The following is a 26,583-nucleotide window of genomic DNA, read 5'->3' as shown; positions in this document are numbered from 1 at the left end:
TTTACACTAACCTTAGTTAATTGAAAACGATTATCACTCTCGCTTGAGAGAACATTAGGAGGAAAAGTAACAATGAAAAAGTGGAAATTTTTAACGGCAGCAGCATTAACATTAATGTTAGCAGCTTGTGGTTCAGACGATGAAACATCTACAAAAGATGAAGCAAACAAACCAGCTAAAACAGAAGAGACAACTACAGCTTCAGAAACTTCAGCTTTCCCAATGACAGTTTCTTCATTATCAGCAGGCAGTGAAACAGAAGATGGTAAGTCTCTTACTTTTGAAGATGTAACATTTGAAGAAATGCCAAAAAACATCGTAGTATTTGACTACGGTTTCTTAGATACACTTGATGCATTAGGTGTTGAAGGTATTGTTGGTATCGCTGCAAACGGCGGTAAAGGTAACTTCCCTGAGCATTTAAAAGAAAAATATTTAACAGATTCAGTTACTGACGTTGGTTCTTTAAAACAAATCGACTTCGAAAAAGTTGCAGCTGCTAATCCAGATGCAATCTTCATCTCAGGTCGTCAAGGTTCTTTCTATGAAGAGTTAAAAGAAATTACACCAAACGTAGTATTCATCGGTTCTGATAACTCGAACTATGTGGATGGCGTATTTGAAACAGTTGACTTAGCTGCGGAAATCTTCGGCAAACAAGAAAAAGCTGAAGAATTAAAAGCTGCATTACAAGAAAAAGTTGATGCTGTTAAAGAAAAAGCAGCTGGTTATGAAAATGCATTAGTAGCAATGTACAACGACAAAAAGATCTCTGGTTTCGACAACGGTGAAGATTCTCGTTTTGCATATGTGTACAATGACTTTGGTTTCAAACCATCAACTACTGACATCAAAGCATCATCACACGGTTCTGACTTCTCTTATGAATCAATTCTTTCTGTAGATCCAGAAGTATTATTAATCATCGACCGTACAGCATCTGATGTAGAAACAATCAAAGCTGACATCGAAAACGATATTATCAAACAAACTCGTGCTTACAAAGAAGGCAAAATTGTTTACCTTGATGGCGTAAACTGGTACTTCTCTTCTAACGGTGTAACAACTGAAGCAGAAAAATTAGATGAAATCTTAAACGAATTAAAATAATATAATAAATATGGCATGTCTCTAACTAGAGGCATGCCATTTTTAAAAGAGAGGGGAACTAAAATGTTTGTACAAATCCGCAAATGGATCGTAACCGAAGGCAACTCTGATAAAATTATTGAGCGCTTTAGCAAAAAACCGGGTCAAGGCCCATCAATGCTTGAACAACGTGAAGGCTTTATTGGCCGTGAACTGCTTGTAAAAAATGTTCGACGTGGTGAAGAGGAAGTTGTAATGATTATTCGTTGGGAATCAGAAAATGCATGGAAAGCCTGGGAAAAGAGCCCTGAGCATATTGCAGGCCATAAAGCGAAAATCAAAGAGCATGGCGGTAAACCACCAAAACCGGAATTTGTTATTTCGATGGAGCACGGAAATTATACAGTAGTGGAATAATGGATATTTATATAGAAATCTACTTTGCACAGTTTTTCTGCAAAGTAGATTTTTATTTTTTTGTATATTACATATAATAATAGGGTAAGTAAAGTAACAGTTTGACTGAAGAAAGTAGGTGTAATTTTTGAAAAAGGGATTTTCTGTTTTGGCAGTTTTTACATTAGTAACATTTATAATAATCGCATTAAATTTTGATACAGTAAGCTTTGAAGCATTCGATTTAAAAGTCAGCTCCTTATTGCTTGGAAATAGTTTCATTATTTTATTTCACAAAATAGGAGAAACAAAATTTATTATAGCTGCAACGATAATTTTGCTGCTTTATGTGGCCATCTTTAAAAAGGATTTCCGCGGTGTGCTATTTATATTACTTACAGTCGGGGTTGGAAATGGTCTAAATCAGCTACTGAAGCATATTTTTGCACGTCCACGTCCGGACCTTGAAGACCAGCTATCGTCATTTAGCTTTCCTTCCGGCCATGCGCAAATTAGTGTCATGTTTCTATTGACGCTGGCATACTTGATTTCGAAATGGCTGAAAAACAAGAGATGGGATTTTATTACATACACTATAATGCTGATTTTAATTTTTTTAGTAGGATTATCACGTATAGCGGAAGGGCGCCATTATGCAACAGATGTTTTAGCAGGATGGAGCATCGGGTATACTTGGTTTATGGTATGCGTATTATGGTATGAGTCAAAAAAACATAAATAGAAGTACCGGGATTCCTGATAATTAGGAATCCCTTTTTTAGTAATATTGATTTGGTTTCCTGCATAAGATGTTTCCTTATTGAAAAAAGTTGCGCAAAGGAAACATTGTGCGTATAATGTGAGAAAAGAATTATAAAGAAGGAGAATAGTATGGATGAGAATGTATTATTAGCGCTTGGCTTAACATTATTTGCAGGGCTTGCTACCGGTATTGGCAGCCTAATCGCATTTTTTACAACACGCACAAATAAGAAGTTTCTTTCGATTGCATTAGGATTTTCGGCGGGCGTTATGATTTATGTATCGCTTGTAGAAATTTTTGTGAAAGCGAAAGATGCTTTAGTAAACGTACATGGTGAAACAGTAGGGTATTGGTACACAATCATCGGCTTTTTCGGAGGGATGCTTGTAATTGCCTTAATTGACCGCTTTATTCCGAAAGGGAAAAATCCGCATGAAGTAAAGTCTGTAGAAGATGTTCAAAAGGCTCAACTGACCGGAAATGAAGATGTAGAAGCGGACCGCCTCATGAAAATGGGATTATTTACAGCGCTGGCAATCGCAATCCATAACTTTCCGGAAGGTATTGCAACATTCATGGCGGTACTTCAAGATCCGAATGTCGGAATAGCGATAGCAATTGCGGTAGCTATTCATAACATCCCGGAAGGTATTGCGGTAGCCATTCCTATTTTCTATGCAACAGGGAAGCGTATGAAGGCATTTAAATGGTCTTTCGCCTCTGGTTTGTCAGAGCCGTTAGGTGCATTGATTGCCTACTTAGTACTCATGCAATTTATGACAGATACATTGTTCGGTATAGTTTTTGCTGGTGTTGCAGGTATTATGGTATTTATTTCGATTGATGAACTGTTGCCCGCTGCTAAAAAATATGATGAAGCACACTCTTCTATTTACGGCTTAATAGCAGGTATGGCAGTAATGGCCATCAGTTTAGTAATGTTAACTTGATTTCCTCACAAAAAAGCCAGCATCTCTCCTACAAGGGGCATGCTGGCCTTTTAGGTATTAAAGCTTCGGTGCCTATTGGCGGAATAGAAGCTTTAACCCTTTTTTATTAAGATGCGGCTGTTACATTTTCGGATGCAACAGTAAATGTTGTATTTGGATATTCACTTTTTTCGATTTCATCAAGCAATGCGACAGCAAAATCAGCATAACTGATATAACTGTTAAATTGCGAGTTTACTAAAATTTTCTCTTCGCCTTTAATATAATGGCCGGTACGTGGTCCATCTGAATCGAACATAGCAGACGGGATGGCAAAGGACCATTGAATTGAAGAATTTTCTAAATCACGCAGGTTCTGCAATTGAGCCTTTGCTGCGACAGCAAGGTCTTCTGGATAATCCTCGAGATCCATAAGACGAACTGTTTTTTCACGGTCAACAAAAAGGCAGCCTGAACTACCGATAACAAATAATTTTTTTTCTGTACCTTCCAATAAGGAAATTAAATGTTCACCGGCATCAACATGCAGATGTTCCTCTCCTGGTAGTGGAGCAAAAGCATTAATTAAAATATCGAAAGGAGCGATTTGTTCCTTAGTTAATTTAAACAGGTCGCTTTCAATGATATTAATATTATCTTCTTGTACTGTTGCCTTGTTTTTTACAATCGCTGTCACATCAAAGTTTCTCATGATTGCTTCTCTTAATATATGAGTTCCTGCCTTACCCGCAGCCCCAATAACTGCAATTTTCATAAACATTACCCCTTTCTAACAGTAGATTTATTAATATACCCAAATTCAAGGGAAATTATGCATAAAAGACAAAATAGAATATAAAAAAACAAAAAATGTACGTTATTCAAATCGAATAACGTACATTAAACATCCTTATAAAGCGTTTTATCTATAAATTGTTTGTATAAGCTTTGACACTTGAGCCGGATGGTGAAGCCGTTGTCAATACGACTTGATGTTCCGGAAATTGCTGTTGCATTGATGCAACAAACTGTTCGGATAAATTGGGCGGAATCATCGAAATTAGTGTTGGACCGGCACCGCTTAAAGCAGTTCCATATGCTCCAGCTTTTTTTGCCGCTTCGCGAATTTCATAATATGACGGAATAAGATTTGCGCGGAAAGGCTCATGGAAAAGATCTGATTCCATATAACGTCCGATTCGCACATAATCTTTCGCAATAAGGGAAGCGGCGAGCATATTCGCATTGGCACTCGCACGCACTGCATAGCCTCGCTTTAGCTGATCCGGTAAAACACCGCGTGATGCTGCTGTTTTGAGTTCGATGTTCGGAATAAATACAACGAATGCTGCATCCATTTCCCGAATATGCAGTGTGTCGACAATCCCTGTCTCATCCATTGAAGAAATCGTCAATCCCCCTAAAACCGAAGCGGCCGCATTATCAGGATGACCTTCAATTTGAGATGAAATATTCAGCTTATCCTGTTGAGACAATTTCAGATTTCCTAAAACATCGGCCAATTCAATAGCACCGACAATTGCTGCCGCGCTGCTGCCGATACCACGTGCAAGCGGAAGCTCACTAGTCATCTCTATTTTACATGGGGGCAGCGTTGCATTATATTGCTGCGCTACCTGCTGTGCAATTGTATAGATTAAATGCGTTTCGACTGTCGTATCAGTGGGCACATTGTCTCCAATATGCACAAATTCCCACTCGTCTTGTAATGTGACATCCAATGTCAGATATAGTGATAGTCCAAGACCAATGGAATCAAAACCAGGACCTAAATTTGCTGTACTGCCAGGAATTTTGATTTGCCATTTTTTACTCATAGACTAAATACGCCCTCGATATAATTACGGATTTCCTGCTCATCATTTTGAAGTGAAACAAGGTCTACTGTGGAAACATTCATTGCTGTATCCGGATCTTTTAAGCCATTACCAGTAAAGACTGTAACTACGCGACTGCCTGCAGCGATTTTGCCGGCTTTCACAGACTTAATGACACCGGCTAATGAAGCAGCCGAACCTGGTTCAACAAAGATTCCTTCTCTGTTGGCGATTAGTTTATACGCATCTAAAATTTCATCATCTGTTACAGAATCAATTTGACCGCCTGATTCATCACGGGCAGTTTCCGCGAACTTCCAGCTTGCCGGGTTCCCGATACGAATCGCAGTTGCTACTGTTTCAGGATTGGCAATTGGTGCTCCTTGCACGATTGCAGCAGCACCTTCTGCTTCAAAACCGTACATTTTAGGAAGACCGCTTTGTTTTGCTTCATTATATTCTTTAAAGCCTTTCCAGTAAGCTGTAATATTCCCAGCGTTTCCTACAGGAATACATAAATAGTCAGGAGCTTGGCCAAGTTGATCTACAATTTCAAAAGCCGCTGTTTTCTGACCTTCGATACGATATGGGTTTACAGAGTTAACAAGTGCGATCGGAGTATTTTCACCGATTTTGCGCACAATATTTAATGCATCATCAAAGTTGCCGTCAATTTCAATAATTTTCGCACCGTACATGCAAGCTTGCGCCAATTTACCAAGTGCAACTTTGCCTTTAGGAATAACAACGATGGACTGGATGCCGGCACGAGCAGCATAAGCTGCCGCTGCTGCAGATGTATTGCCTGTAGATGCACAAATGACAACTTTTGAACCTTCTTCAATAGCTTTTGCAACAGCAAATACCATACCGCGGTCTTTAAAAGAACCGGTTGGGTTAGCGCCTTCGATTTTCCCGTATAACTCGATTCCGAGCTCTTTAGATAAATTTACTAATGGAATCAGTGGCGTATTTCCTTCATTTAGTGATAAAGCAGGTGTATTTTCAGTAACAGGTAGGTACTGTTTATATTCTTCGATAAGACCTTTCCACATAGATAATAAACTCCTTCTGTTCTCGCTAGATGAACATTTGTTTTTGTATACAAGACATTTTATACCTATGTGTCCCTTATTTCAATAGAAATTGTTAAATTGTCGGAACAATTCGTTAAGTTAAAAAAATGTTGTCACTTTTAAGAAATAAATGTATGATAGTAACGTTGTTAAGTCAAGTGTAAAGACACATGGAAGGTGGAAAAGTAATGTCGGTGGAAACAAATGAACAAAAACCCCTATCACGTAATAAACTGCTGCGTATAGCAGGTGTTGGATGGATGTTCGATGCAATGGATGTCGGAATACTGTCATTTATCATTGCAGCACTTGCGGTTGACTGGGGATTAAATAGCAGTCAAATGGGGTGGATTGCAAGTGTAAACTCAATCGGAATGGCCGTTGGTGCGCTGTTTTTTGGTGCACTTGCAGATAAGGTTGGACGTAAACAAATCTTTATGTGGACACTAATAATATTCTCAGTTGCAAGTGGTTTATCCGCATTTACAACAACTTTGACCCTATTTTTAATTTTACGTTTCTTTGTTGGCATGGGGCTTGGCGGGGAATTACCTGTCGCTTCGACACTTGTATCTGAAAGTGTAAAAGCTGAGGAACGCGGGAGAGTTGTCGTTTTACTTGAAAGTTTTTGGGCTGGAGGCTGGCTAATTGCCGCACTGATTGCCTATTTCGTTATACCGGCTGAATTTTGGCCAATTGAAGGTTGGCGCATCGCGTTATTGATTACTGCAATCCCTGCATTTTATGCAATTTATATAAGAATGAAATTACCGGACTCTCCACAGTTCAGGGTAAAAGAAGAGTCAAAAAAACGTTCGGTATTCCAAAATATCGCAACGTTATGGGAGAAGAAACATGCACGTTCTACACTAATGCTTTGGATTTTATGGTTTGCGGTTGTATTTTCTTACTATGGCATGTTTTTATGGTTACCAAGTGTAATGGTTGGAAAGGGATTTGATTTAATATCAAGTTTTAAATATGTATTAATCATGACTTTGGCCCAATTACCAGGTTATTTTACAGCCGCTTGGTTTATCGAGAAATTTGGGCGCAAGTTTGTATTAGTTACATACTTATTAGGAACTGCAGCAAGTGCCTTTGTATTTGGCGGTGCAGAAACGATTGAAACATTGCTGATTTCCGGTATGCTGCTTTCGTTCTTCAACTTAGGAGCATGGGGTGCCTTATATGCGTATACACCTGAACAATATCCGGCAATCGTACGTGGTACAGGAGCGGGTATGGCGGCAGCAATTGGCCGAGTTGGAGGTATTTTCGGACCATTATTAGTGGGGACACTGCTGACTAAGGGCTTTGATATTAGCTATATTTTCACGATTTTCTGTGGAGCGATTGTCATCGGAGTGCTGGCTGTTATTTTTTTAGGAAAAGAAACAAAACAAACAGAGTTACTGTAGTTGTAAATAATTAGCATTAATATGCTTTATAATAATGAAGAGAGATCTGGGCTTATAAAATAGCTCAGGTCTCTTTTCATATTGATAGACTGTAAAAAAATACCTATTCGGAAAATTAATATAACGGTTTTTTAATATTTGTTTAAATATAAATCATAAATTTTACAAATGTATGTCAATTTCCTACTTTGAATTTTTTATTCTTTAGTATGCTAAAGTTTTTTCAGAAAACTCGTTGAATTCTATTATTATTCATGATAATGTATTTTTTATTATTAAGAATTTGGTGCACGTAATGTTACATGAGTAAGTGAGATATTATTTTAATAAAAAATATAGGAAAGGGAGATGGAAAAATTGACTATTTGTGAAAATATAAAAAAGAAGTATATTCGTCTTTCTAAGGGACAGCGGAAAGTTGCTCAGTTTGTTATGGATAATCCGAATATAGTAGGGACACATACCGCCTCAGAAGTAGGAAGGTTGGCAGATGTTAGTGAATCAACTGTAATCAGGTTTTGCTATTCGATGGATTTAGCAGGTTTTAGTGAGCTCCAGGATAAGCTGAAGGAATATTTAATGGAAAAAGGCGAAGTGAGCGAAGTTAAGCAAGCGATGCCTGTTAAAAAAATCCGCAATCATATTGGGGCAGATATTGTAAAAAAAGATATCGCCAACATCTCAAAAACATTCAATCAGCTGAAAGAGCAAGATGTTGAAGAGGTTGTACAATTGTTACATACAGCAAAAAAAATCCACTTTTTAGGTTTCAGACAGTCGACACCAGTTGCATTTTGGATGTACAGCAATGTCAACAGGCTACGAGATCATGTTCATTTTATTCCCCATGAGGCAGACAAAATTGCACAACAACTGGCATATATGGATGAAGATTCATTACTCTTTATTATTTCGCTAGATGAAGAATATGAAGATATGGCGACAACAGTAGAAATTGCCAAAAGAAAAAATGTGAAAATTGTAGCAATTCGGAACAAAGAGCTTACATCTCAAACGGAACCGGCTAACCCTGTACTTATCGTTCCCAATACAAAAGAAGCCGGAGTTACATGTACAATTGCCATTTTCTCTCTTTTGCATATATTATTAGAATCTATGGTAAGCCAAGATCCTCAGTATTATGAGCGTTATACTAAAAAAGCAAAAAGCGCGGTCGGTACCTCTCATTTAATAGCGATCAGCTAAAACTGTAATGGCTAACCCATAGCCGTTACAGTTTTCTTTTTGCTATTTAATATTGATAAATCTTCTGTTTTTCACTTTCTGAACGTTATGTTAAAATGAAGAGCGAAAAGCATTTAATAGGAGGCTCACTCATGAGTAAAACATTAGTTTTCGGACATAAAAATCCAGATACAGATACAATTACTTCAGCAATTGTTTATGCATACTTAAAACAACAATTAGGTGTAGATGCAGAAGCAGTTCGTCTTGGTGAATTAAATAACGAAACGAAGTATGCACTAGAAAAATTCAACTTTGAAGCACCACGTCTAATTGCTAACGTAAAAGATGAAGGGGCACAAGTAATCTTAGTGGATCATAATGAATTCCAGCAATCAGCAGATGGAATCGAAGAAGTACAAATCACGGAAGTAATCGATCATCACCGTGTTGCAAACTTCCAAACAGCTGACCCGGTATATTTCCGTGCGGAGCCTGTAGGTTGCACAGCAACAATCTTAAATAAATTATACAAAGAAAATAATGTTGATATCCCGGCTAATATTGCTGGTTTAATGCTTTCTGCTATTATTTCGGATACATTATTATTCAAATCGCCAACATGTACAGAGCAAGATGTGAAAGCCGGCGAAGAACTGGCAGCAATTGCAAATGTTGACACTGCAGAATATGGTTTAGCTATGTTAAAAGCAGGTGCGGACCTTTCAGATAAGTCATTGGAAGATTTATTGTCATTGGATGCAAAAGGCTTTGAATTCGGTGAGTATAAAGCGACGGTTGCCCAAGTAAATGCAGTGGATATCGAAGACATTCTTGGTCGCCAGGAAGAGCTTGAAAACTTATTGAACAAAAATATTGCAGATAACGGTCTGGATTTATTCTTCTTCGTTGTAACAGATATTTTAAACAATGATTCAACAGCAGTAGCAGCTGGACAAGTTGCAGAAGAAGCAGCGAAAGCTTTTGGTGCAACAATTGTCAATGGTCGCATCAGTCTACCGGGCGTTGTATCACGTAAAAAACAAATCGTTCCGGTTTTAACAGAAAAATTAAAATAAAAATGAATCCGGTAACTCTTTAAGAGTCACCGGATTTTTTCATTTTTAACGGGTAGACAGCAGGACCTTCAATGACTTCGCCTTTTGCGTTGTAGCGTGATCCGTGGCATGGACAATCCCATGTATCATCTGCAACATTCCATCTCGTTTTACAGCCAAGATGTGTACATTTCGGTGCATCAGGGCGATCAATATAGCCTTTTACAAGTTCTTTTCCGATCATTCCGCCCGTTTGCAGCATAAAGTAAAAAGCCTTCCCGAAATTTGAACGATTCGGTGAGAATAAAGCAGTTGCCGGATTTGCCATCTTTTTAATAAGATCTGTAAGCAATGTTCCTGCAACAAGCGAAGATGAAAGTCCCCACTTGTTGAATCCTGTTGCAATATACAAACTGTCATCACTTGGGGATAGCTGGCCGATATAAGGAATTTGGTCAGCAGTCATGACATCCTGGGCACTCCAGCCGTATTCATATGGCGGAAGCTCAAAGTCTTTCGTTAGCTCATGCTGCAGTGTCTCGTAAAACGGGTCTGTATCGCTTGTCGATCCTGCTGTATGTGATTGTCCACCATAGATGAAGTAGGGCTGATTATCGATAAGCGCCGTTCTGATTGTCCGACTTTGAGCATCGACGCATAAATATTGACCTTCCAACAGCTCTGAATATTTTGTTGCTGTCAGGTAAGAACGTTTAATTTGCAGCTTCATCGAATAAAGCTGACGGATCGATTCAATCGGATAATGTGTACATAAAATCAGCTTTTTATAATGAACAGTATGGTCATCGCTTGTATGGAGACAATTTTTCGACATTTCTAACTTAGTGACCCGCGTATTTAAATAAAGTTGAGCTCCATGTTTTCTTGCTAAATGAACATACGTATTCGTAAACTCGACAGGATTAATCTGACCTTCATTTTTAATACCGAGCGCAAGTTCTACAGGAACCGAAAGCTCGATGTCTTTTGTTGCGACAAACGGAATGCCAATTTTTTTATAACTTTCCGCCTCATTCAGCAGCTGTTCCTTTCCTTGCGGGGTAGCTGTATATACATAGGAAGTAGCACGGGAAAAGCTGGTGCTACTTTCGGAAACTGCCTGTTCAATTGCATGTTTATTCGCCTCGTAGTAAATTTTCCCGTCTTCTTCATTGAGTTTTGAGTAAATAAGATTATGCTGTACGGTTAATTTTCCAGTAGAATAGCCGGTTGTACCTTGTGCAAACTGGGGCATTGCTTCGATTAGCACGACATTAAGCCCCTCTTTAGCCAGCGAATATGCAGTATAAATACCACTGATCCCCCCTCCTATAATGCATATATCGCAATTAATCGATTCTTGCAGAGTAGGAGCAGCAAAATCTGAATGTGTTGGAAGCCAGAGCGATTGTTTCAAATTATCACCTTTTTATTTTTAGCATTGGAAAATGAACCGGGATTTATTCAGCTGTTGTCACATATTAAAAATTCCGGACCTAGGGGGGGCTGATTTCAAACATTGTACTTTTGTATTATTGCTCGCTACAATACAAGACAAGGAGAGTGATTAGCATGAAAATCGAAGTATGGTCCGACTATGTATGTCCTTTTTGCTATATCGGCAAAAAACAATTAGAAATTGCATTAGATGAACTTGGGTACGGAGATGCGATTGAAGTAGCATATAAAAGCTATTTATTGGATCCTTCTACACCAGTTGATACGAATAGCTCTGTATATGAGGAACTATCACGTAAATACCAGATTTCATTAGATGAAGTGAAGAAAATGACAGCAAATGTTACAGCGCGTGCAAAAGAAGTAGGACTTGAGTACAATTTTGATGAAATGAAAAGTGCAAACACTGTAAAAGCGCACCGTTTAGCAAAATGGGCTGAAACGGAAGGGAAAGAAAAAGAGTTTACCGAGCGTGTGTTAAAAGCCTACTTTTTAGAAGGTGAAGCAATCGGACAAACTGAGGTATTGCTGGCATTGGCAGAAGAAGTTGGCTTATCTGCAGAAAAAGCGCGTCATGTTATTGATAATGATGAGTATATGGAACAGGTACAGCAGGATATCGCGGTTGCTCAGCATCTAGGCGTACGCGGTGTACCTTTCTTTGTCATCGATAATAAGTACGGTATTTCAGGTGCTCAGCCACAGGAAGTATTTGAACAAACTATCGAAAAGGCAGCACAGGAAATTGGTTTGCGTAAGCCTTTGAAAATGCAAGGGATGGACGGCGCTGGGTGTACTGATGACTCTTGTGATATTTAACGGGAGTGTTTAGTGCATTAATGGGAAAAACCTCCTAAATTAGTGATGTTATATAAATGCGAAATAGGGATTCAGACTAAAGTATGAGAGCAATCTAATTGATTTTTTTAGGTTGTTCTTTTATTATATAAAAGTACCTCGAATTTGAGATACTTTAAAACAAGATAAAAATTTCAAAAATAAATAATATTGAAAATAGTAGGGAGAAATGAAAATGACAAACGTATTAGTAGTAAAAGCAAATAACCGTCCGGATGGCGTATCAACAAAAATGTATGAAACATTCATGGCAGAAGTAGCGAACAATGAAGGTTTAAATGTAACAACTTTTGATGTATTTGAAGAGAATATGCCATATTTCGGTCAAGAATTATTCAATGCTTTCGGTAAAGCACAAGCTGGCGAAGAATTAGCAGCAATCGAAGCAGGTTCTTTAGCTGCTTTCAACAAATCTCGTGAAGTATTAACAGCAGCAGATGTAGTCGTATTCGCATTCCCATTATGGAACTTAACAATTCCAGCAGCATTACAATCATTTATCGATTACACTTATGGCGCAGGCTATTCATTCAAATACGATGAACAAGGTCAATTAGTAAGCTTAATGACTGATAAAAAATATATTGTATTAAACGCTCGCGGCGGTATTTACTCAACACCACAAGCATCTGCATCAGAAATGTCAGTAAACTACATTAATGCAGTTATTGGCGGCGTATATGGCATGGAAAAAATTGATGAAGTTATTATCGAAGGTCATGCATCAAATCCGGCTGGAGCTGAACAAATTATTGCTGATGGCTTAGAAAAAGTAAAAGCTGCAGCACAAAATTTAGCAAAAGTAACAGCTTAATCTAATTACTCATATAGTAGAGAAGGGTTGCTCACAAAATTGTGGGCTCCCTTCTTTTTTTAATCGCTTCACAGTATGGCTGAAGATAAAATTTCACTTTGCAGTAAGCTACTTACTTTTTGTAATTAGTGAGAAGTGGTAATATAATAAGTAGCAGTTAAATAAATTTAGTTTTAGAGTAGTGAATGAGGTGAAGAAAATGAAAGAATCAGCACTATGCCCGCGTCTGTCAAAAGCAATGGAGCTTGTTGGAAAGCGCTGGACAGCTTTAATTATTTACCAATTGTTAGAAGGACCTCAACGTTTCAATGCGATTGAATCAGCATTGCCGATCAGTGGACGCTTACTGTCAGAGCGTTTAAAGGAGCTCGAAAAAGAAGGTATTGTTGAACGGAAGGTATACTCGGAAGTACCTGTTCGTGTTGAGTATAATTTAACGGATAAAGGGCGCTCACTTGAACAAACTGTGAGAGAAATTGAAATATGGGCGAAAACTTGGTTATAAATCATGCTGTTTTACTTGTAAAAAGCGTTATAAAAACAGATACTTAAAAAGTACGTCAGCTTTACAGGAAAGGAAAATGTTTTTTATGACAATTCAACAGTGGGAAAATGATTTATTACAATGGATTCCTTCAACTAATATAAAAAAAAATGAAACCTTAAAAAAATATACGATGACAAAACTTGGCGGTAAGGCAGATATTTTAGTGCTGCCGAAAACAGAAGAGCAAGCAGCAGCTGTCGTTAAGTATGCATATGAAAAAAATGTACCGCTACTCATGCTGGGGAACGGCTCCAATATGGTCGTACGTGATGGCGGTGTACGAGGGATCGTCCTGCATTTTGCTTTATTGGACGAAATTCGCATTGAAGGTGATACGGTTTATGCACAAAGTGGTGCATTGATCAAAGAAGTATCAAAACAAGTCGCAGCTCAAAGCTTAACCGGTTTTGAGTTTGCATGTGGTATTCCAGGTTCAATCGGTGGAGCAATGGCAATGAATGCCGGCGCTTACGGTGGTGAGGTTAAGGATATCGTCACAACATGTAAAGTTTTAACACCGGAAGGAGAACTTCTTGAGTTGAACAACGAGCAACTTGAACTTTCCTACCGGAAAAGCATTATTGCTAAAAAGGGCTATTTCGTACTGTCTGCTACGTTCCAGTTAGCATATGGTGATCAAAAGCAAATCGATGAGAAGATAGCCGATTTAACTTTCCAGCGTGAATCGAAGCAGCCGCTTGAATATCCTTCAGCAGGCAGTGTATTCAAACGTCCCCCAGGTTATTTTGCAGGTAAACTAATTCAGGATAGTGAATTGCAAGGCAAAGGTGTCGGAGGGGCAGAGGTTTCTACAAAGCATGCAGGATTTATCGTCAATAAAAACAATGCTACGGCAAAGGACTATATCGACACAATTCAAATGGTACAGCGTGTTGTAAAAGAAAAGTATGATATCGACTTGGAAATGGAAGTAAAAATCGTCGGTGAAGACTGATCTTGGAAGATATAAAATGACTTCAACTCGTGCTAATTTAGCGCGAGTTCTTTTTTTAATGGGTAATTTTAATTTGGGTTACATAAAAGGAGCAGGAAGATGAAATTTATTTCGTGGAATGTAAATGGCATACGTGCTTGTGTTAATAAAGGATTTTTGGATTATTTTAATGAAATGGATGCGGATTTTTTCTGTATCCAGGAAACGAAATGCCAGCCAGGACAGATTGACCTTCAACTGGAAGGATATTATCAATACTGGCATTCGGCAGTGAAAAAAGGCTATTCCGGTACGGCTGTATTTACGAAACATGAACCGTTAGCAGTGTATTACGGTATCGAAAACGAAATTGCGGCAGATGAAGGACGTATCCTGACGTTGGAGTATGAAAAATTTTATTTAGTGAATACGTACACACCGAATGCAAAAAGGGATTTAACCCGTTTGGAGGAGCGTCTTCAATGGGAAGACCGAATGGCATTATATTTGAAGGAACTTGATGCGAAAAAGCCCGTCATTTATTGTGGAGATTTGAATGTTGCACATAGTGAATTGGATATTAAAAATGTGAAATCCAATATCGGAAATTCCGGATTTACATATGAAGAGCGCGGGAGAATGACAGACTTACTTGCAAGCGGTTTTACAGATACATTTCGACATTTCCACCCGGAAGAAACCGACCACTTTACATGGTGGAGCTATATGGCGAAAGTACGTGAGCGAAATATCGGATGGCGCATCGACTATTTTATAATCTCGGACCGACTTGTGGAAAAAGTAGAGGAAGCATCAATACAGCCAGAAATTTTAGGTAGCGATCATTGCCCTATCGTATTAAAATTAAAAACGGTGTAAGATGAATAGACTAATAGAAAAAGAACTTTTACAGCATATTAAAGCTTTGTAAAAAACGAATAAAAGAGGTGGAATTAGTGGCACAGCAGATGAAAAAGTCAAAAGGGCGCAAATTTATAAACATCGTCATCTGGGCAGTTGGAATTTTAATTATTGTAGGTGGTGCAGCAGTAGCCGGATTGCACTTATACGTAGCGAACTCTAAACCTGTCATTGAAGGTGAACTTGCGGTCTCAATTTTAGATGATGATGTGGAAGTTACGAGAGATGGTGTAGGGGTACCACATATTGTGGCCAAGTCTGATGCAGATCTATACCGTGCACAAGGTTATGTACAGGCACAGGATCGTTTATTCCAAATGGATTTGGCGCGCCGCCAAGCAAGCGGAACATTAGCCGAAGTCGTTGGTGAATCTGCAGTAAATACCGATAAGTTTTTCCGTACATTCAGTTTACGACATGCTGCGGAGTTATCATGGGATGGCTATGATGCACAGTCAAAACAAATTCTTGAATGGTATGCAGAAGGTGTAAATGCATTTATCGATGAAGTCAAAGATACAAGCAAACTTTCATATGAATTCAAATTACTCGGGTATACGCCTGAAGCTTGGACACCGATTGATTCTTTGACTATCGGAAAATATATGGCATATGACTTGGGCGGAAACTGGAATCAGCAAGTTTTCCGATCATGGGCAATGCAAAACTATACAAAAGAACAAGCTGAAGAATTATTTGTAGAGTACCCGGAAAATGCTCAATCAATTATTGAAGCAAATTTAAATCTGGAAACGGATATTGCAAGTGCCATTCCAACAGATTATTTACCTTCGGAACATAATGGCAGTAATAACTGGGTTGTTAGTGGTGAGCTCACAAAATCAGGTAAGCCATTGCTTGCAGATGATCCGCATTTAGGATTAAGCACGCCATCTGTATGGTATCAGATGCATCTGGAATCACCTGAACAAAATGTAAGTGGTGTAATTTTTGCAGGGATTCCTGGAATTATTCTTGGGCATAACGAACAAATTGCATGGGGCGTAACGAATGTGAACCCGGATGTGCAAGATCTATATATTGAAAAACCAAACCCGGAAAACCCATATGAATTTGAATATGATGGTGAATGGGAAGAGGCAACTGTAAGACAGGAGCCGATCAAAGTAAAAGACGGCGAAACGGTGGACTTTGAAGTTGTGGAAACACGCCATGGTCCAATCATTTCCAACATTGTACTAAAAGATACAAAGATGAAAGAGCAGTTCTCTATGCAGTGGACAGCACTGCAATCAACACAGGAATTGAAAGCAGTATTAGGCTTCAATAAAGCGACAAACTGGGAAGAGTTCGAAGTTGCGCTAGAGGACTTTAAAGCACCGGCACAAAACTTTGTGTTCGCTTCAACTGATGGAACAATTGCATACAAAGCAAATGGTCTAGTGCCAATCCGTAAACAAGGTACAGGTGCTTTACCGGTACCAGGTAACTCTTCGGAATATGGCTGGGAAAGCTATATCCCATTTGACGAGCTGCCAACAGTTATTAATCCGGAAGAAGGCTATATCGCAACAGCAAACAATCAAGTTGTAGGCGAAGAATACCCTTACCATATTTCAAATCTTTGGGCACAGCCTTATCGATATGAGCGAATCGTAGAGATGATTAAAACACCGATGTATGATGAGGAAACAGGTGAATTATTAAAGCTTTCTGTTGCAGAAATGAAAGGAATGCAAATGGATAAAAAGAATTTGCATGCCGCAGAATTTTTACCAGACTTGCTTGAAACGATTAAAGCTCAAGACAAAGAGGGCAAGTACAAGAATGTCATTACACTTCTGGAAGAATGGGAGTATTACGATGACAAAGACCAAGGTGCACCACTTGTGTACCACTTCTTAATCGAAAATATGGAAAAAGCGTTATTCCAAGATGCGATGCCGGAAGATGTTTATAAATTAATGCCTGGCAAATCGCAAATCACCGACCAAATGCTGCGTGATGCCTATGCAGGTAATCCGGGTGTCTGGATTACAGAAGAAGGCGGATTGGATAAATTCGTTTATACTGCATTCGAGGATGCTGTAACGAAGATTAAAGGTAAATTTGGGACGTCTGTTTCAAAATGGAAATGGGGCAGCTATAATCAGCTGACATTTGATCATCCATTAGCAAGCGCATCTGACTTTTTAGCAGACTATGTCAACCCTGAAAAACTACCGGTTGGCGGTTCTAGTGTTACCGTGCAGGCAGCTTCTGAAGATGGCAGCGGAAATGTAAATCACGGTGCATCATGGCGCTTTGTTGCCGACTTGGATGATTTATCGTCAGCCTATCATATTGTTGGTCCGGGACAGAGCGGACATGTGAAGTCGAAATGGTATGACAACCAGACTTCAAACTGGGTTTACGGGCGCTATCATAAAACGAAAATCGATGGCGATATCGATCATGGTTATGAATTGATTCTAAAAGCCGAATAGCAAAATTGAAATGGTCCTCCCTTTTAATAAAGGGAGGATTTTTTTGAAATGTACTTCGATTTTTATTACTCGAAAGTAACAAAGCCTTATATGCTAATCGAAATGTTTGAGTTAAATTACTTGGCGTTATATGATTGGAGAAGAGAATCTAGTTTTATAAATGAGGCGAAAGATGACAATGTCAGGTATTAAATTAATAAATGTAACAGAAGAAATTGTAAGAGGGCTTGTTAGTTTTCTGCTGCATGGCGTTGAATATCAAACATTTTGCCATTGTGAACAATGTGAGATGGATGTGAATGCAATTGTTTTAAATGTATTGCCGGCTCGTTATGTTACATCAAACGAGACGAGAGATGCAGTATTTCAACAAATGAGCACACCGGAAAATCTTGAGGAAATCAACAAACAAATTATCCGTGCACTTCACATTGTAAAACAATATCCCAAGCATCCATAAGAAGTGATTACAATGTCTTCTTTTTGTATATAAGCAGTGATGGTCAAAGTTTATAAAGATAAAATGAAGAGGTTATTCAATTAGGGGCATACTAATTGCAATAGCCTTTTTCTTTTAATGCCTTTTAGTGTAGGAGGCTGTTTTTATTGCCATAATTACGGCAAAGGCTGACTAATCTGCTCCCCGTATAAACCATAGCCAAATTGTTATGAAACTGAATGAATGTAATTTAAGCGAATACTGTTTTCAGTTAACTTTTTGCGTGGAATTGTAGTAAACTGAAAGAAGCAATTGGAAAGAGAGGGAACAGCTATGCCAACACCTAGCATGGAGGACCACATCGAACAAATTTATCTATTAATTGAACATAAAGGGTATGCACGTGTGTCCGATATTGCTGAAGCTTTATCTGTTCTACCTTCCTCCGTTACAAAAATGGTGCAGAAATTGGATAAAGACGGCTATTTAATTTATGAAAAATATAGAGGCTTAACATTAACGCCAAAAGGGCAAAAGTTAGGAAAGAGACTTGTTCAGCGACATGATTTGCTGGAACAATTTTTGCGTTTAATAGGGGTTGATGAAGAACGTATATATGAAGATGTTGAAGGTATTGAACATCACTTAAGCTGGAATTCCATTGATCGCATTGCGGATCTTGTACAGCTTTTAGAAGAAGAGCCTCAATTGACCAAGAAGCTGGAAGAAATGAAATCAAATCATAGTATGTAATGATTAACAAGAAAAAGGAGAATATGATGAATCAATTAATAAAATCAGGACAAGTAGTGGAATTAACGGTATTGGAAGAGCAAGGGTCACGTTATATTTTAACAAATGGTGAATTGGAAATTCCTTTAAATGCATCAGATGTAGCAGAAACAATTGCAATCGGCGATGTTTTAAAAGTATTCCTTTATACGGATCGCCGCGGAGACCTTCAGGCAACGACAGCCATTCCGCATATTACAGAAGCGGATTACGGTTGGGCACGTGTGTTGAAAGTGACAAAAGAAGGTGCTTTCTGTGATATCGGTACTTCCCGTGAAGTATTAGTACGGGCTGAAGACTTACCGGCTATTGAAGAAGTATGGCCGGAAGCAGGCGATCATTTGTATATTACATTACGTACAGATCGCAACGGGGATTTATTCGGTCGGTTAATTACAGAAGAAAAGGTTAATGACATGTATGAAGGCGCAGCAGAAGATATGTTCAATAAAAACATTACAGCTCGACCATACCGTCTATTACCAGTAGGCTCGTTTTTATTAGGCGTTGAAAAACCATATCGTATTTTCGTACACGAATCAGAAATGAAAGCTGAGCCGCGTTTAGGACAAGAAGTGTCGGTGCGCATTGTTGATGTGAAGGAAGATGGTTCGTTAAACGGCTCATTTTTACCTCGAAAACATGAGCGTTTAGGTGATGATGCTGAAAAGATCTTCGCATATTTAGAAAGTGTCGGCGGAAAGATGCCATTTGGCGATAAGTCAACACCAGAGGAAATTTCTGAAATGTTCAATATGAGTAAAGGTTCGTTTAAACGTGCACTAGGTACGCTAATGAAAGCACGTAAAATTACGCAAAAAGACGGCTGGACAGAAATCGTTTAAATACAAATATAAGTAAAAGGGGAAATGCATATGAAACCTTTTACTTTTTTTATTCGTATTAATTAGAGAATGTACAGTATAATCGGACAACATATACATTCGCAAAGGGGGATTTATAAATGAGACAAAAATGGATGGCAGTCATCGCAACTTTCGTGTTACTGATTTCTTTCGTTTTACCAATGAGCGCTTCTGCGGCGACTACAGAACAAAAAAATCCAATCAATGAAAAGCTCGGTGTACCAATCGTTGTTTATGGAGGCAATTTATCTGCTGATGAAAAGGAAACAGTGAAAACTGCATTGCGTGTAGATCAGGAAACAGAAATAGATGAAATTACAATTTCAGGACAGGATTTAGCAAAATATATAAAAGATAGTAACCCGAGTTCACGCATGTTTTCGTCTGCTAAAATTACACGTCAGGATGCTGGCAAGGGACTTACGATTAGTATCGTTACACCAGATAATATTACACAAGTAACATCGGAAATGTATGCGAATGCGATGTTGACGGCAGGTATTGAAGATGCAATTGTGGAAATTGCGGCTCCAAAACCTGTAACAGGTCACTCTGCACTGGTAGGAATATATAAAGCCTATGAAGCAAAGACAGGCGAGACATTGGATATTGAACGTACAGATGTCGCGAATGATGAATTATCCGTTGCTACATCAATTGCGGAATCGGCAGGAGTTTCAGATGCACAAGTCGCGGAGTTACTAACGGAAATCAAAAAAGCGATTGCTGAAAATAAACCGGCATCAAAAGAGGAAGTACAGCAAATTGTTGAAGAGCAGTTGAACAAACTGCAAATCAATTTAAGTGAAGCAGACCGTCAGCTTTTAGTTGATTTAATGGACCGAATCAGTAACCTGAATATCGACTTCAGTAAATTATCATCACAGCTTTCGGATTTAACAGCAAAATTCGATGAGAAGTTCGGTGCGATATTAGAGGATGAGGGATTTTGGCAAAGTGTTAAAAATTTCTTCAATAATTTGATCAATACCATCTCCTCATGGTTCAAATAAAATAGTTCTCCAATGAAGGCACTCGTAAAACGGGTGCTTTTATTTTTATTGAAAATTCAAATTATGGTATATTGTGAAGTACAGAAGGAGGGAGAAATATGGAATTTAATTTAAAAGACAAAGGAAACAACTATGGTGCTCTGGAATATGAATTGAATGGTCAGCGTGTTGCCGAAATTACTTGGGTTTTACGTGACGGTGTCATGAATATGGATCATACGTATGTATCCGATGTACTGCGCGGCCAGGGGGTAGCCAAAAAGCTTTTAGATGCCGCTGCGGATTATGCTCGAGAAAATAATTACAAGATGAATGCTATTTGTTCATATGTCGTTTCTTCATTCCAAAAAAGCGATGCGTATGACGATGTAAAAGTATAGCAGCATATAAAAAACACGATTTTCATTTTTTTGGAAAATCGTGTTTTATTATGGAATTATAATTTTTTGTTTTATTATCATGATTAACTAAAATCCTACAAACAATGAAATGAGAACAGTAATGACTCCTGAAACACCAAGAAGAGAAAGGATTTCGGTACCTTTATATGTAATTTCTTTATTTTGGAACATAATGAACGCTCCTTTATTTTTTTATTTATATATATTTATCCAATTCAGGTAGTTTTTAATCCTATAACGTCGAATGTTTTAAAAGAATTTCGCAGGGTATATTAATTTATATGAAAAGGTAAATTAAATTCCGAATCAGGAGGTAATATTATTATGGCTAAATTAAAAGGTAAAGGCGTTGTAGTTGCAGGTTTATTAGCAGGTGCTGCTTCATTTTTAAGTAAAAAGGAAAACCGTGATAAAGCAATGGATTATTTGAATAAAGCAAAAGGTAAGGTAAACGAAAGTGGCGGAGTGCAGGGCTTGATGGAGAAAGTCCAAGGCAAAACGGCCGGTTACAGTAACGAAGATGCGCATCCATCATCAACAGGAGATCTTGATACAAATATTGCAAAATCGGCTTCTGTAGGTAAAGATGATTATAAAAAAGAGTCACTGGAAGAAGTTGCATCGACAGCAGGAGAAGTTGCGGATCATACGTTGGAAGGTAACCAAATGGTCGAAGAAGGCGCTCAAACAACAACTGATTATTACAACTATGAACAGGATAAACGAGCATAAGCAGTCCGGTTAACTATATAAAAACAAGGCAGGCGGGAAATGAGCCTCCTTTTTTTTATGGTATTAGTGATTAATATTGTGGTCGTGAGCAAGGTGTTAAATAAAAAAAGGATTTGTCTGAAACAAATCGTTTCAGACAAACCCTTTAACAGGTATAAAGATTAAGCGTTAGCTGTTTCTTTTTTCATTGTTTTGTTTTTAGCAAGGTTAACGTGCCAAGATAAAGCTTCCTCTAAGATGTGAGGAGTGTGCGCGCCGCCAGTTGCTTCGTAAGCGCGGTTATAGTAATCCCATAACTGCTCTTTGAAATCTGGGTGAGCACAGTTTTCGATGATTAACTTCACGCGCTCTTTTGGAGCAAGTCCGCGTAAGTCAGCGATACCTTGTTCAGTTACGATTACGTCTACATCGTGCTCAGTGTGGTCTACGTGAGAAACCATTGGTACGATTGAAGAAATCGCGCCGCCTTTTGCGTATGATTTCGTTACGAAGATACCAAGACGAGCGTTACGTGCGAAGTCACCAGAACCGCCGATACCGTTCATCATTTTAGTACCTGAAACGTGTGTAGAGTTTACGTTACCATAAATATCTAACTCAAGAGCAGTGTTGATTGAGATTAAGCCCAAACGACGGATAAGCTCTGGGTGGTTAGAGATTTCTTGTGGACGTAAGCAAATTTTGTCTGCATACTTTTCTAAGTTGCCGTAAACTTTTTTCTGTAATTCTTCTGTAAGTGTAATAGAAGTTGCAGCAGCAAAGCGTACTTTACCAGCATCAATTAAGTTGAATACTGCATCTTGTAATACTTCAGAAGCAACTACAAGGTTTTCGAATTCTGCATCAGCAAAGCCGTCTAATACTGCGTTTGCTACAGAACCTACACCTGATTGTAATGGCATTAATTCATTTGTTAAACGGCCCGCTTTGATTTCAGAACGGAAGAAGTCTAATAAAATGTTTGCCATTGTTTGTGTTTCCTCATCTGGAGGAACGATTAATGAAGGCGCGTCTGGCTCTTCAGAAATAACGATTGCTTTAATTTTTGCTGGATCAACTTTAATACCGATTTCACCGATACGTTGCTCAGCATTTGTCATTGGAATCGCGTCACGCTTACCTTGTTCACCTGGAACATAGATGTCGTGAATACCGATCAATGCTTCCGGATGAGAGATATTTAATTCGATAATAATATTCTCTGCATATTCAGCGAAGATTGGTGAGTTACCTACAGAGTTTGAAGGAATGATTAAACCGTCTTCTGTAATTGCAACTGCTTCTAAAATTAAGTGTTTGATAGGACCGATAATTCCTTGACGTACTAACTCAGCATTGTGAGAAAGGTGTGCGTCTACATAAGAAATTTCGCCTTTGTTTACTAAACCGCGCATTACCGAATCGCCTTGGAAAGGACCGCGTTTGTTAATAACACCAGCAGCAGCTAGGTAGTTATCAACTTCAGGACCTAATGAAGCCCCTGTATATACATCAATTTTGAATTTTTCATTTTTAGCGCGCTCTACTAATGCCATTGGTACAACTTTAGCGTCACCTGCGCGAGTAAAACCTGACATCCCTACTACTGTGCCATCTTGGATTAAAGCAGCAGCTTCTTCAGCAGATACAACTTTATCTACTAATTGTTTTAAACCTAAACGTTTCTCAACTCGTGGATCCATTAATAAATCCTCCCCTAAATAAGTTATTTAATCGTTTGATAAACAGAAAATTTTGTAATTTTCTGTGTTTTTCACCAGGTAATAAACCGGTATTTATGCTAATATTATCATCAAATTGTCACATTTACTTCACGCACAACATAAAAGCGCTTAAAAGACGATTAATAGAGAAATTTAATGCAAAAAAGAGATAAAAAAAGATTAGTATCGAAGTTTGTTTCTGAGGCGGTTTAGCAAATATGCACAATTAAGGTCGGAAAAATAGGTCGAAAGACTAGGGGGATGAAAAGCATAAAAGCGACTCATATATGTACGAGTCGCTTTTAAATAGTTTTAGAATCCTAAAGAACGGCGGAAGTAGCTTGCATAGCGTTGGCTTACAGGGATACGTGTACCGTCTTTCATAATTAACAGGAAAGTTGAGTGTGAGTCTGGCTGGATTTCATCAATATAATCGATATTTACAATGTAAGAACGGTGGCAGCGAATGAACGAATCAGGAGCTAAAAATAACTCTAAGTCACTTAAGTTCAAACGGTGATACCCTTCACGGTGCATCGTTTTTACAAATGTTTTACGTAATTGAGTTTCCAGATAAATCACTTGGTTGTGTTTAATTGGGTACCAGCAGTCATCAATTTTTACTGTAATATAATTTGTTAAAAATGGAGAAGGTTTTTGAGGGAAGATCGCTGTAATAGCACCTTTTGTTTCGCCTTCTTCAATGAGAGGAATACTCATTCCGTAATATGGAACACCGAATACGTCCGATTCAATGTATGAATTGATCTTTTGACCATACGTTAATGCTTTGTACGCAGCAGAACCTTCTTTAATCGGGTCGCCTGCTTTGATTTTTAAGTCTACTTTTTTGCTTGGCTGGTAATATAAATACTCATTGGTATCTGAAATAGCAATTGATGTATTTTCAGGGAAAAATTCTTTAATGACTTCCATAATTTCTTCTATTTGTCTTGGATCCACTTTATAACACCTCTTTATAAGCATTTTATACAATTATGAACTATTTTACTACATATTTAAAGAAATTAGGTTGGTAAGATTTTTTAAATTGAAAAAAGTTAAAAAAGATTTTAAAAAGAATTTTTCTTTATAAAAAATATAATGAAAAAATAGCGTGAAAATTACTATGCTAAAAGAGTATGATTAGGTGAAATATGCATTTTTTAAATTCCTTTATTTCTATAATTGGAAGTAACCTAATAATTTCGTCCTAGGTTAATTGTTAAAATTAGGTTGAAAGCAAAACTTGAAATATGGTAATATTCACTATAGTTACTAATAAAATGTACTATTATGCGGATATTAACGCATATTATAATAGTATAAATATAAAAATGTATAAATAATTACTTTGCTTAATAAAAGAAATTTACTATAGAAATTTCTTATGATTAATATAATGATATTACTTATTATGAAGTACAGGCACGCTCATGTATAATCTGCAGAATTATGACAAATTTTTGTCCATTTTGTATTAGGCTTGTTTTTCCAATAAGTAATAGAAGGTCATTCTGAAGAAAGATGGGGTAACTTATGCAACTACATCAATATTCAATCTCGGAAACAATTTCAAAACGATATTTTCAAGAGATTGACAATATCAATCAATATGCTGGTATCGAAGATTTTTTTGTTCTGGAATCTCGATTGGTTTTTGAAGTTTATCATTTAGAAGTAGCGAAAGCAAAGAAGACATTACATGAAATTATAGACATATTATCCGCACGCTTCGGAAAACAGGTCATTAAAGTAGTGCGCTCATACTTTGTTACGTTATCCTCAATTGTTGCGCGTAAGCTTTTAGATAATCAAGTTCCTTCTAAAAAAGCATTTGCCTTCAATTTAGCATGTGCAGATATGATTGAAAACAAGATGAAGGATGCCGAGTTTCTGCAATTTGCAGATGACTTAATCGATTTTTATGTGTATTTTATTGCGGACCGTAAACAGCCTACGTTCCGTCACCAAACAGTAAACAAAGTAATTATGTACATAAATGATGAGCTGGAAAATGATTTAACAGTTGAAAGTATTGCAGCGAACTTCCATATTAGTACGAGTCATTTATCGCGTATTTTCCGTGAGCATGTAGGAATCACTTTAGTTGAATACTTAAATGTTCGCCGTGTAGAGGAATCCCAATATTATTTACGTCATACGAATAAAAGTATTACGTCAATTTCAGATCAGTTCCATTTCTGCAATCAGAGTTATTTCACTAGAATTTTCAAAAAATACACAGGTGTAACACCTAAACATTTCCGCGACGAACTGCATCATGAGTTTTTCCGTTTTGAAATTCCTGAAGTCGAGTATGAAAGTGTTTAATACAAGAAATCCTGCTGGTGCATATAATGCCACATAGAAGTAGGGCGGATAGGTTAGTTTAATTTCTTTATTCTTAGTCCGGTTTAAAGTTTCAGAAAAAAAAGAATAATATATGAAAACTCTGCATGGTATATATTATTACATGTAGAGTTTTTTATTTGAAAACTAGTTATTATTTTTAGGATTTTCAAAATTGCATTATCAATTAAGCTAGTTTTATACTAAACAAAGATTGAAAATCAGATTGCGCTTAATGAAGAAGATGCAATCATCATGTAAGGAGAGAAAAATGAAAAAATATGAAAGAGCGATCTCACTCGTTTTAGTTGCAGGAGCTAGTTTAACCGCACTATTTTTCATTGTGAAACAAAATATGGAAGCGGCTATTTTAGCTATGACGATTATGTTTACATTTACGAATTTTTTCCGTTCACGCACCTTTAAAGAAAAGGGTCATGAAAAAGAAGCAAAATGGATGCAGAAGATGTCGATGATTTTTGCGGTTTTATCAATTATTGTTTTATTCATTATTGTTACAGGATAAAAATAGAAAAAGAAGGCGAAATGGA

At 37.7% G+C, this 26,583-nt stretch carries 28 protein-coding genes; 22 read left to right on the top strand and 6 right to left on the bottom strand.

Annotated features, from left to right (window positions below):
• Window positions 1-72: 72 nt before the first annotated feature.
• The 4 genes from MKX73_RS05550 (at window position 73) to zupT (ending at window position 3,198) form a co-directional block, all read left to right on the top strand.
• Entirely contained in the window at window positions 73-1,110 is a 1,038-nt protein-coding gene (locus MKX73_RS05550; RefSeq protein ID WP_340716635.1) for a siderophore ABC transporter substrate-binding protein, read from the top strand.
• Between the two features lie 63 nt (window positions 1,111-1,173).
• A complete protein-coding gene (locus MKX73_RS05545; protein WP_340716634.1) occupies window positions 1,174-1,506 on the top strand; it encodes an antibiotic biosynthesis monooxygenase family protein in 333 nt (110 codons plus the stop codon).
• 127 nt (window positions 1,507-1,633) lie between these two features.
• Entirely contained in the window at window positions 1,634-2,227 is a 594-nt protein-coding gene (locus tag MKX73_RS05540) for a phosphatase PAP2 family protein (protein ID WP_340716633.1), read from the top strand.
• Window positions 2,228-2,376: 149 nt separating this feature from the next.
• The gene (gene zupT, locus MKX73_RS05535) at window positions 2,377-3,198 is read left to right on the top strand and encodes a zinc transporter ZupT (protein WP_339196385.1); all 822 of its coding nucleotides are present in this window, start codon (window positions 2,377-2,379) and stop codon (window positions 3,196-3,198) included.
• Between the two features lie 106 nt (window positions 3,199-3,304).
• Here zupT and MKX73_RS05530 read toward each other — a convergent pair whose 3' ends face one another.
• From MKX73_RS05530 to thrC, 3 genes are all read right to left on the bottom strand, one after another.
• Window positions 3,305-3,952, bottom strand: coding sequence for an NAD(P)-dependent oxidoreductase (locus MKX73_RS05530; protein ID WP_340716632.1), 648 nt, complete (start codon window positions 3,950-3,952; stop codon window positions 3,305-3,307).
• Between the two features lie 151 nt (window positions 3,953-4,103).
• On the bottom strand, window positions 4,104-5,015 hold the full coding sequence (thrB, locus tag MKX73_RS05525; protein WP_340716631.1) for a homoserine kinase: 912 nt from the start codon (window positions 5,013-5,015) through the stop codon (window positions 4,104-4,106).
• Window positions 5,012-6,070, bottom strand: coding sequence for a threonine synthase (gene thrC / locus MKX73_RS05520; RefSeq protein ID WP_340716630.1), 1,059 nt, complete (start codon window positions 6,068-6,070; stop codon window positions 5,012-5,014). The genes thrB and thrC overlap by 4 nt, the downstream gene beginning before the upstream one ends.
• A gap of 209 nt (window positions 6,071-6,279) precedes the next feature.
• Here thrC and MKX73_RS05515 point away from each other — a divergent pair, with 209 nt between their 5' ends.
• From MKX73_RS05515 to MKX73_RS05505, 3 genes are all read left to right on the top strand, one after another.
• Complete coding sequence (locus MKX73_RS05515) at window positions 6,280-7,512, top strand: MFS transporter (RefSeq protein WP_340716629.1); 1,233 nt, start codon at window positions 6,280-6,282, stop codon at window positions 7,510-7,512.
• A 357-nt stretch (window positions 7,513-7,869) separates the two neighbouring features.
• The gene (locus MKX73_RS05510; RefSeq protein ID WP_340716628.1) at window positions 7,870-8,718 is read left to right on the top strand and encodes a MurR/RpiR family transcriptional regulator; all 849 of its coding nucleotides are present in this window, start codon (window positions 7,870-7,872) and stop codon (window positions 8,716-8,718) included.
• Between the two features lie 131 nt (window positions 8,719-8,849).
• A complete protein-coding gene (locus tag MKX73_RS05505; RefSeq protein ID WP_340716627.1) occupies window positions 8,850-9,776 on the top strand; it encodes a manganese-dependent inorganic pyrophosphatase in 927 nt (308 codons plus the stop codon).
• Between the two features lie 19 nt (window positions 9,777-9,795).
• On the opposite strand, the gene MKX73_RS05500 is transcribed toward MKX73_RS05505, so the two are convergent.
• Window positions 9,796-11,172, bottom strand: coding sequence for an FAD-dependent oxidoreductase (locus tag MKX73_RS05500; protein ID WP_340716626.1), 1,377 nt, complete (start codon window positions 11,170-11,172; stop codon window positions 9,796-9,798).
• 155 nt (window positions 11,173-11,327) lie between these two features.
• On the opposite strand from MKX73_RS05500, the gene MKX73_RS05495 reads away from it, so the two are divergent.
• The 13 genes from MKX73_RS05495 to MKX73_RS05435 all read left to right on the top strand — a co-directional run bounded on the left by MKX73_RS05495 (window position 11,328) and on the right by MKX73_RS05435 (window position 21,977).
• The gene (locus MKX73_RS05495) at window positions 11,328-12,032 is read left to right on the top strand and encodes a DsbA family oxidoreductase (protein ID WP_340716625.1); all 705 of its coding nucleotides are present in this window, start codon (window positions 11,328-11,330) and stop codon (window positions 12,030-12,032) included.
• Between the two features lie 214 nt (window positions 12,033-12,246).
• Complete coding sequence (locus MKX73_RS05490) at window positions 12,247-12,885, top strand: FMN-dependent NADH-azoreductase (protein WP_340716624.1); 639 nt, start codon at window positions 12,247-12,249, stop codon at window positions 12,883-12,885.
• A 199-nt stretch (window positions 12,886-13,084) separates the two neighbouring features.
• Window positions 13,085-13,390, top strand: a complete 306-nt coding sequence (locus tag MKX73_RS05485; protein WP_340716623.1) for a winged helix-turn-helix transcriptional regulator — start codon at window positions 13,085-13,087, stop codon at window positions 13,388-13,390.
• An 85-nt stretch (window positions 13,391-13,475) separates the two neighbouring features.
• Entirely contained in the window at window positions 13,476-14,387 is a 912-nt protein-coding gene (murB, locus tag MKX73_RS05480) for a UDP-N-acetylmuramate dehydrogenase (RefSeq protein WP_340716622.1), read from the top strand.
• A 99-nt stretch (window positions 14,388-14,486) separates the two neighbouring features.
• Window positions 14,487-15,245, top strand: a complete 759-nt coding sequence (locus tag MKX73_RS05475) for an exodeoxyribonuclease III (RefSeq protein WP_340716621.1) — start codon at window positions 14,487-14,489, stop codon at window positions 15,243-15,245.
• 77 nt (window positions 15,246-15,322) lie between these two features.
• A complete protein-coding gene (locus MKX73_RS05470) occupies window positions 15,323-17,734 on the top strand; it encodes a penicillin acylase family protein (protein WP_340716620.1) in 2,412 nt (803 codons plus the stop codon).
• A gap of 48 nt (window positions 17,735-17,782) precedes the next feature.
• Window positions 17,783-17,926, top strand: coding sequence for a hypothetical protein (locus MKX73_RS05465; RefSeq protein WP_340716619.1), 144 nt, complete (start codon window positions 17,783-17,785; stop codon window positions 17,924-17,926).
• Window positions 17,913-18,194, top strand: a complete 282-nt coding sequence (locus MKX73_RS05460) for a late competence development ComFB family protein (protein WP_340718853.1) — start codon at window positions 17,913-17,915, stop codon at window positions 18,192-18,194. Before MKX73_RS05465 ends, MKX73_RS05460 begins: the two co-directional genes overlap by 14 nt.
• Window positions 18,195-18,506: 312 nt before the next feature.
• Window positions 18,507-18,926, top strand: coding sequence for a transcriptional regulator MntR (gene mntR / locus MKX73_RS05455; RefSeq protein WP_339174086.1), 420 nt, complete (start codon window positions 18,507-18,509; stop codon window positions 18,924-18,926).
• A 26-nt stretch (window positions 18,927-18,952) separates the two neighbouring features.
• The gene (locus MKX73_RS05450; protein ID WP_340718852.1) at window positions 18,953-19,810 is read left to right on the top strand and encodes a CvfB family protein; all 858 of its coding nucleotides are present in this window, start codon (window positions 18,953-18,955) and stop codon (window positions 19,808-19,810) included.
• 119 nt (window positions 19,811-19,929) lie between these two features.
• Window positions 19,930-20,844 (top strand): DUF1002 domain-containing protein, encoded by a 915-nt coding sequence (locus MKX73_RS05445; RefSeq protein WP_340716618.1) that lies wholly within the window; start codon window positions 19,930-19,932, stop codon window positions 20,842-20,844.
• A 98-nt stretch (window positions 20,845-20,942) separates the two neighbouring features.
• Entirely contained in the window at window positions 20,943-21,224 is a 282-nt protein-coding gene (locus MKX73_RS05440; protein WP_340716617.1) for a GNAT family N-acetyltransferase, read from the top strand.
• A gap of 345 nt (window positions 21,225-21,569) precedes the next feature.
• Entirely contained in the window at window positions 21,570-21,977 is a 408-nt protein-coding gene (locus tag MKX73_RS05435; protein ID WP_340716616.1) for a 3-oxoacyl-ACP reductase, read from the top strand.
• A gap of 161 nt (window positions 21,978-22,138) precedes the next feature.
• Here the strand turns inward: MKX73_RS05435 and MKX73_RS05430 are convergent, their stop codons facing one another.
• Together MKX73_RS05430 and MKX73_RS05425 are read right to left on the bottom strand one after the other, a co-directional pair.
• Complete coding sequence (locus MKX73_RS05430) at window positions 22,139-23,659, bottom strand: succinate CoA transferase (RefSeq protein ID WP_340716615.1); 1,521 nt, start codon at window positions 23,657-23,659, stop codon at window positions 22,139-22,141.
• Window positions 23,660-23,992: 333 nt separating this feature from the next.
• Window positions 23,993-24,643: a LytTR family DNA-binding domain-containing protein gene (locus MKX73_RS05425; protein WP_339174070.1), complete on the bottom strand. Its 651-nt coding sequence runs from the start codon at window positions 24,641-24,643 to the stop codon at window positions 23,993-23,995.
• A gap of 576 nt (window positions 24,644-25,219) precedes the next feature.
• Here MKX73_RS05425 and MKX73_RS05420 point away from each other — a divergent pair.
• Window positions 25,220-26,014 (top strand): helix-turn-helix transcriptional regulator, encoded by a 795-nt coding sequence (locus MKX73_RS05420; RefSeq protein WP_340716614.1) that lies wholly within the window; start codon window positions 25,220-25,222, stop codon window positions 26,012-26,014.
• 289 nt (window positions 26,015-26,303) lie between these two features.
• Window positions 26,304-26,558, top strand: coding sequence for a hypothetical protein (locus MKX73_RS05415; protein ID WP_079523311.1), 255 nt, complete (start codon window positions 26,304-26,306; stop codon window positions 26,556-26,558).
• The last annotated feature ends 25 nt before the right edge of the window (window positions 26,559-26,583 follow it).

This window comes from Solibacillus sp. FSL W7-1436 (assembly GCF_038007305.1).
Lineage (GTDB): Bacteria > Bacillota > Bacilli > Bacillales_A > Planococcaceae > Solibacillus.
This window is presented reverse-complemented; position numbering and strand designations above follow the sequence as displayed.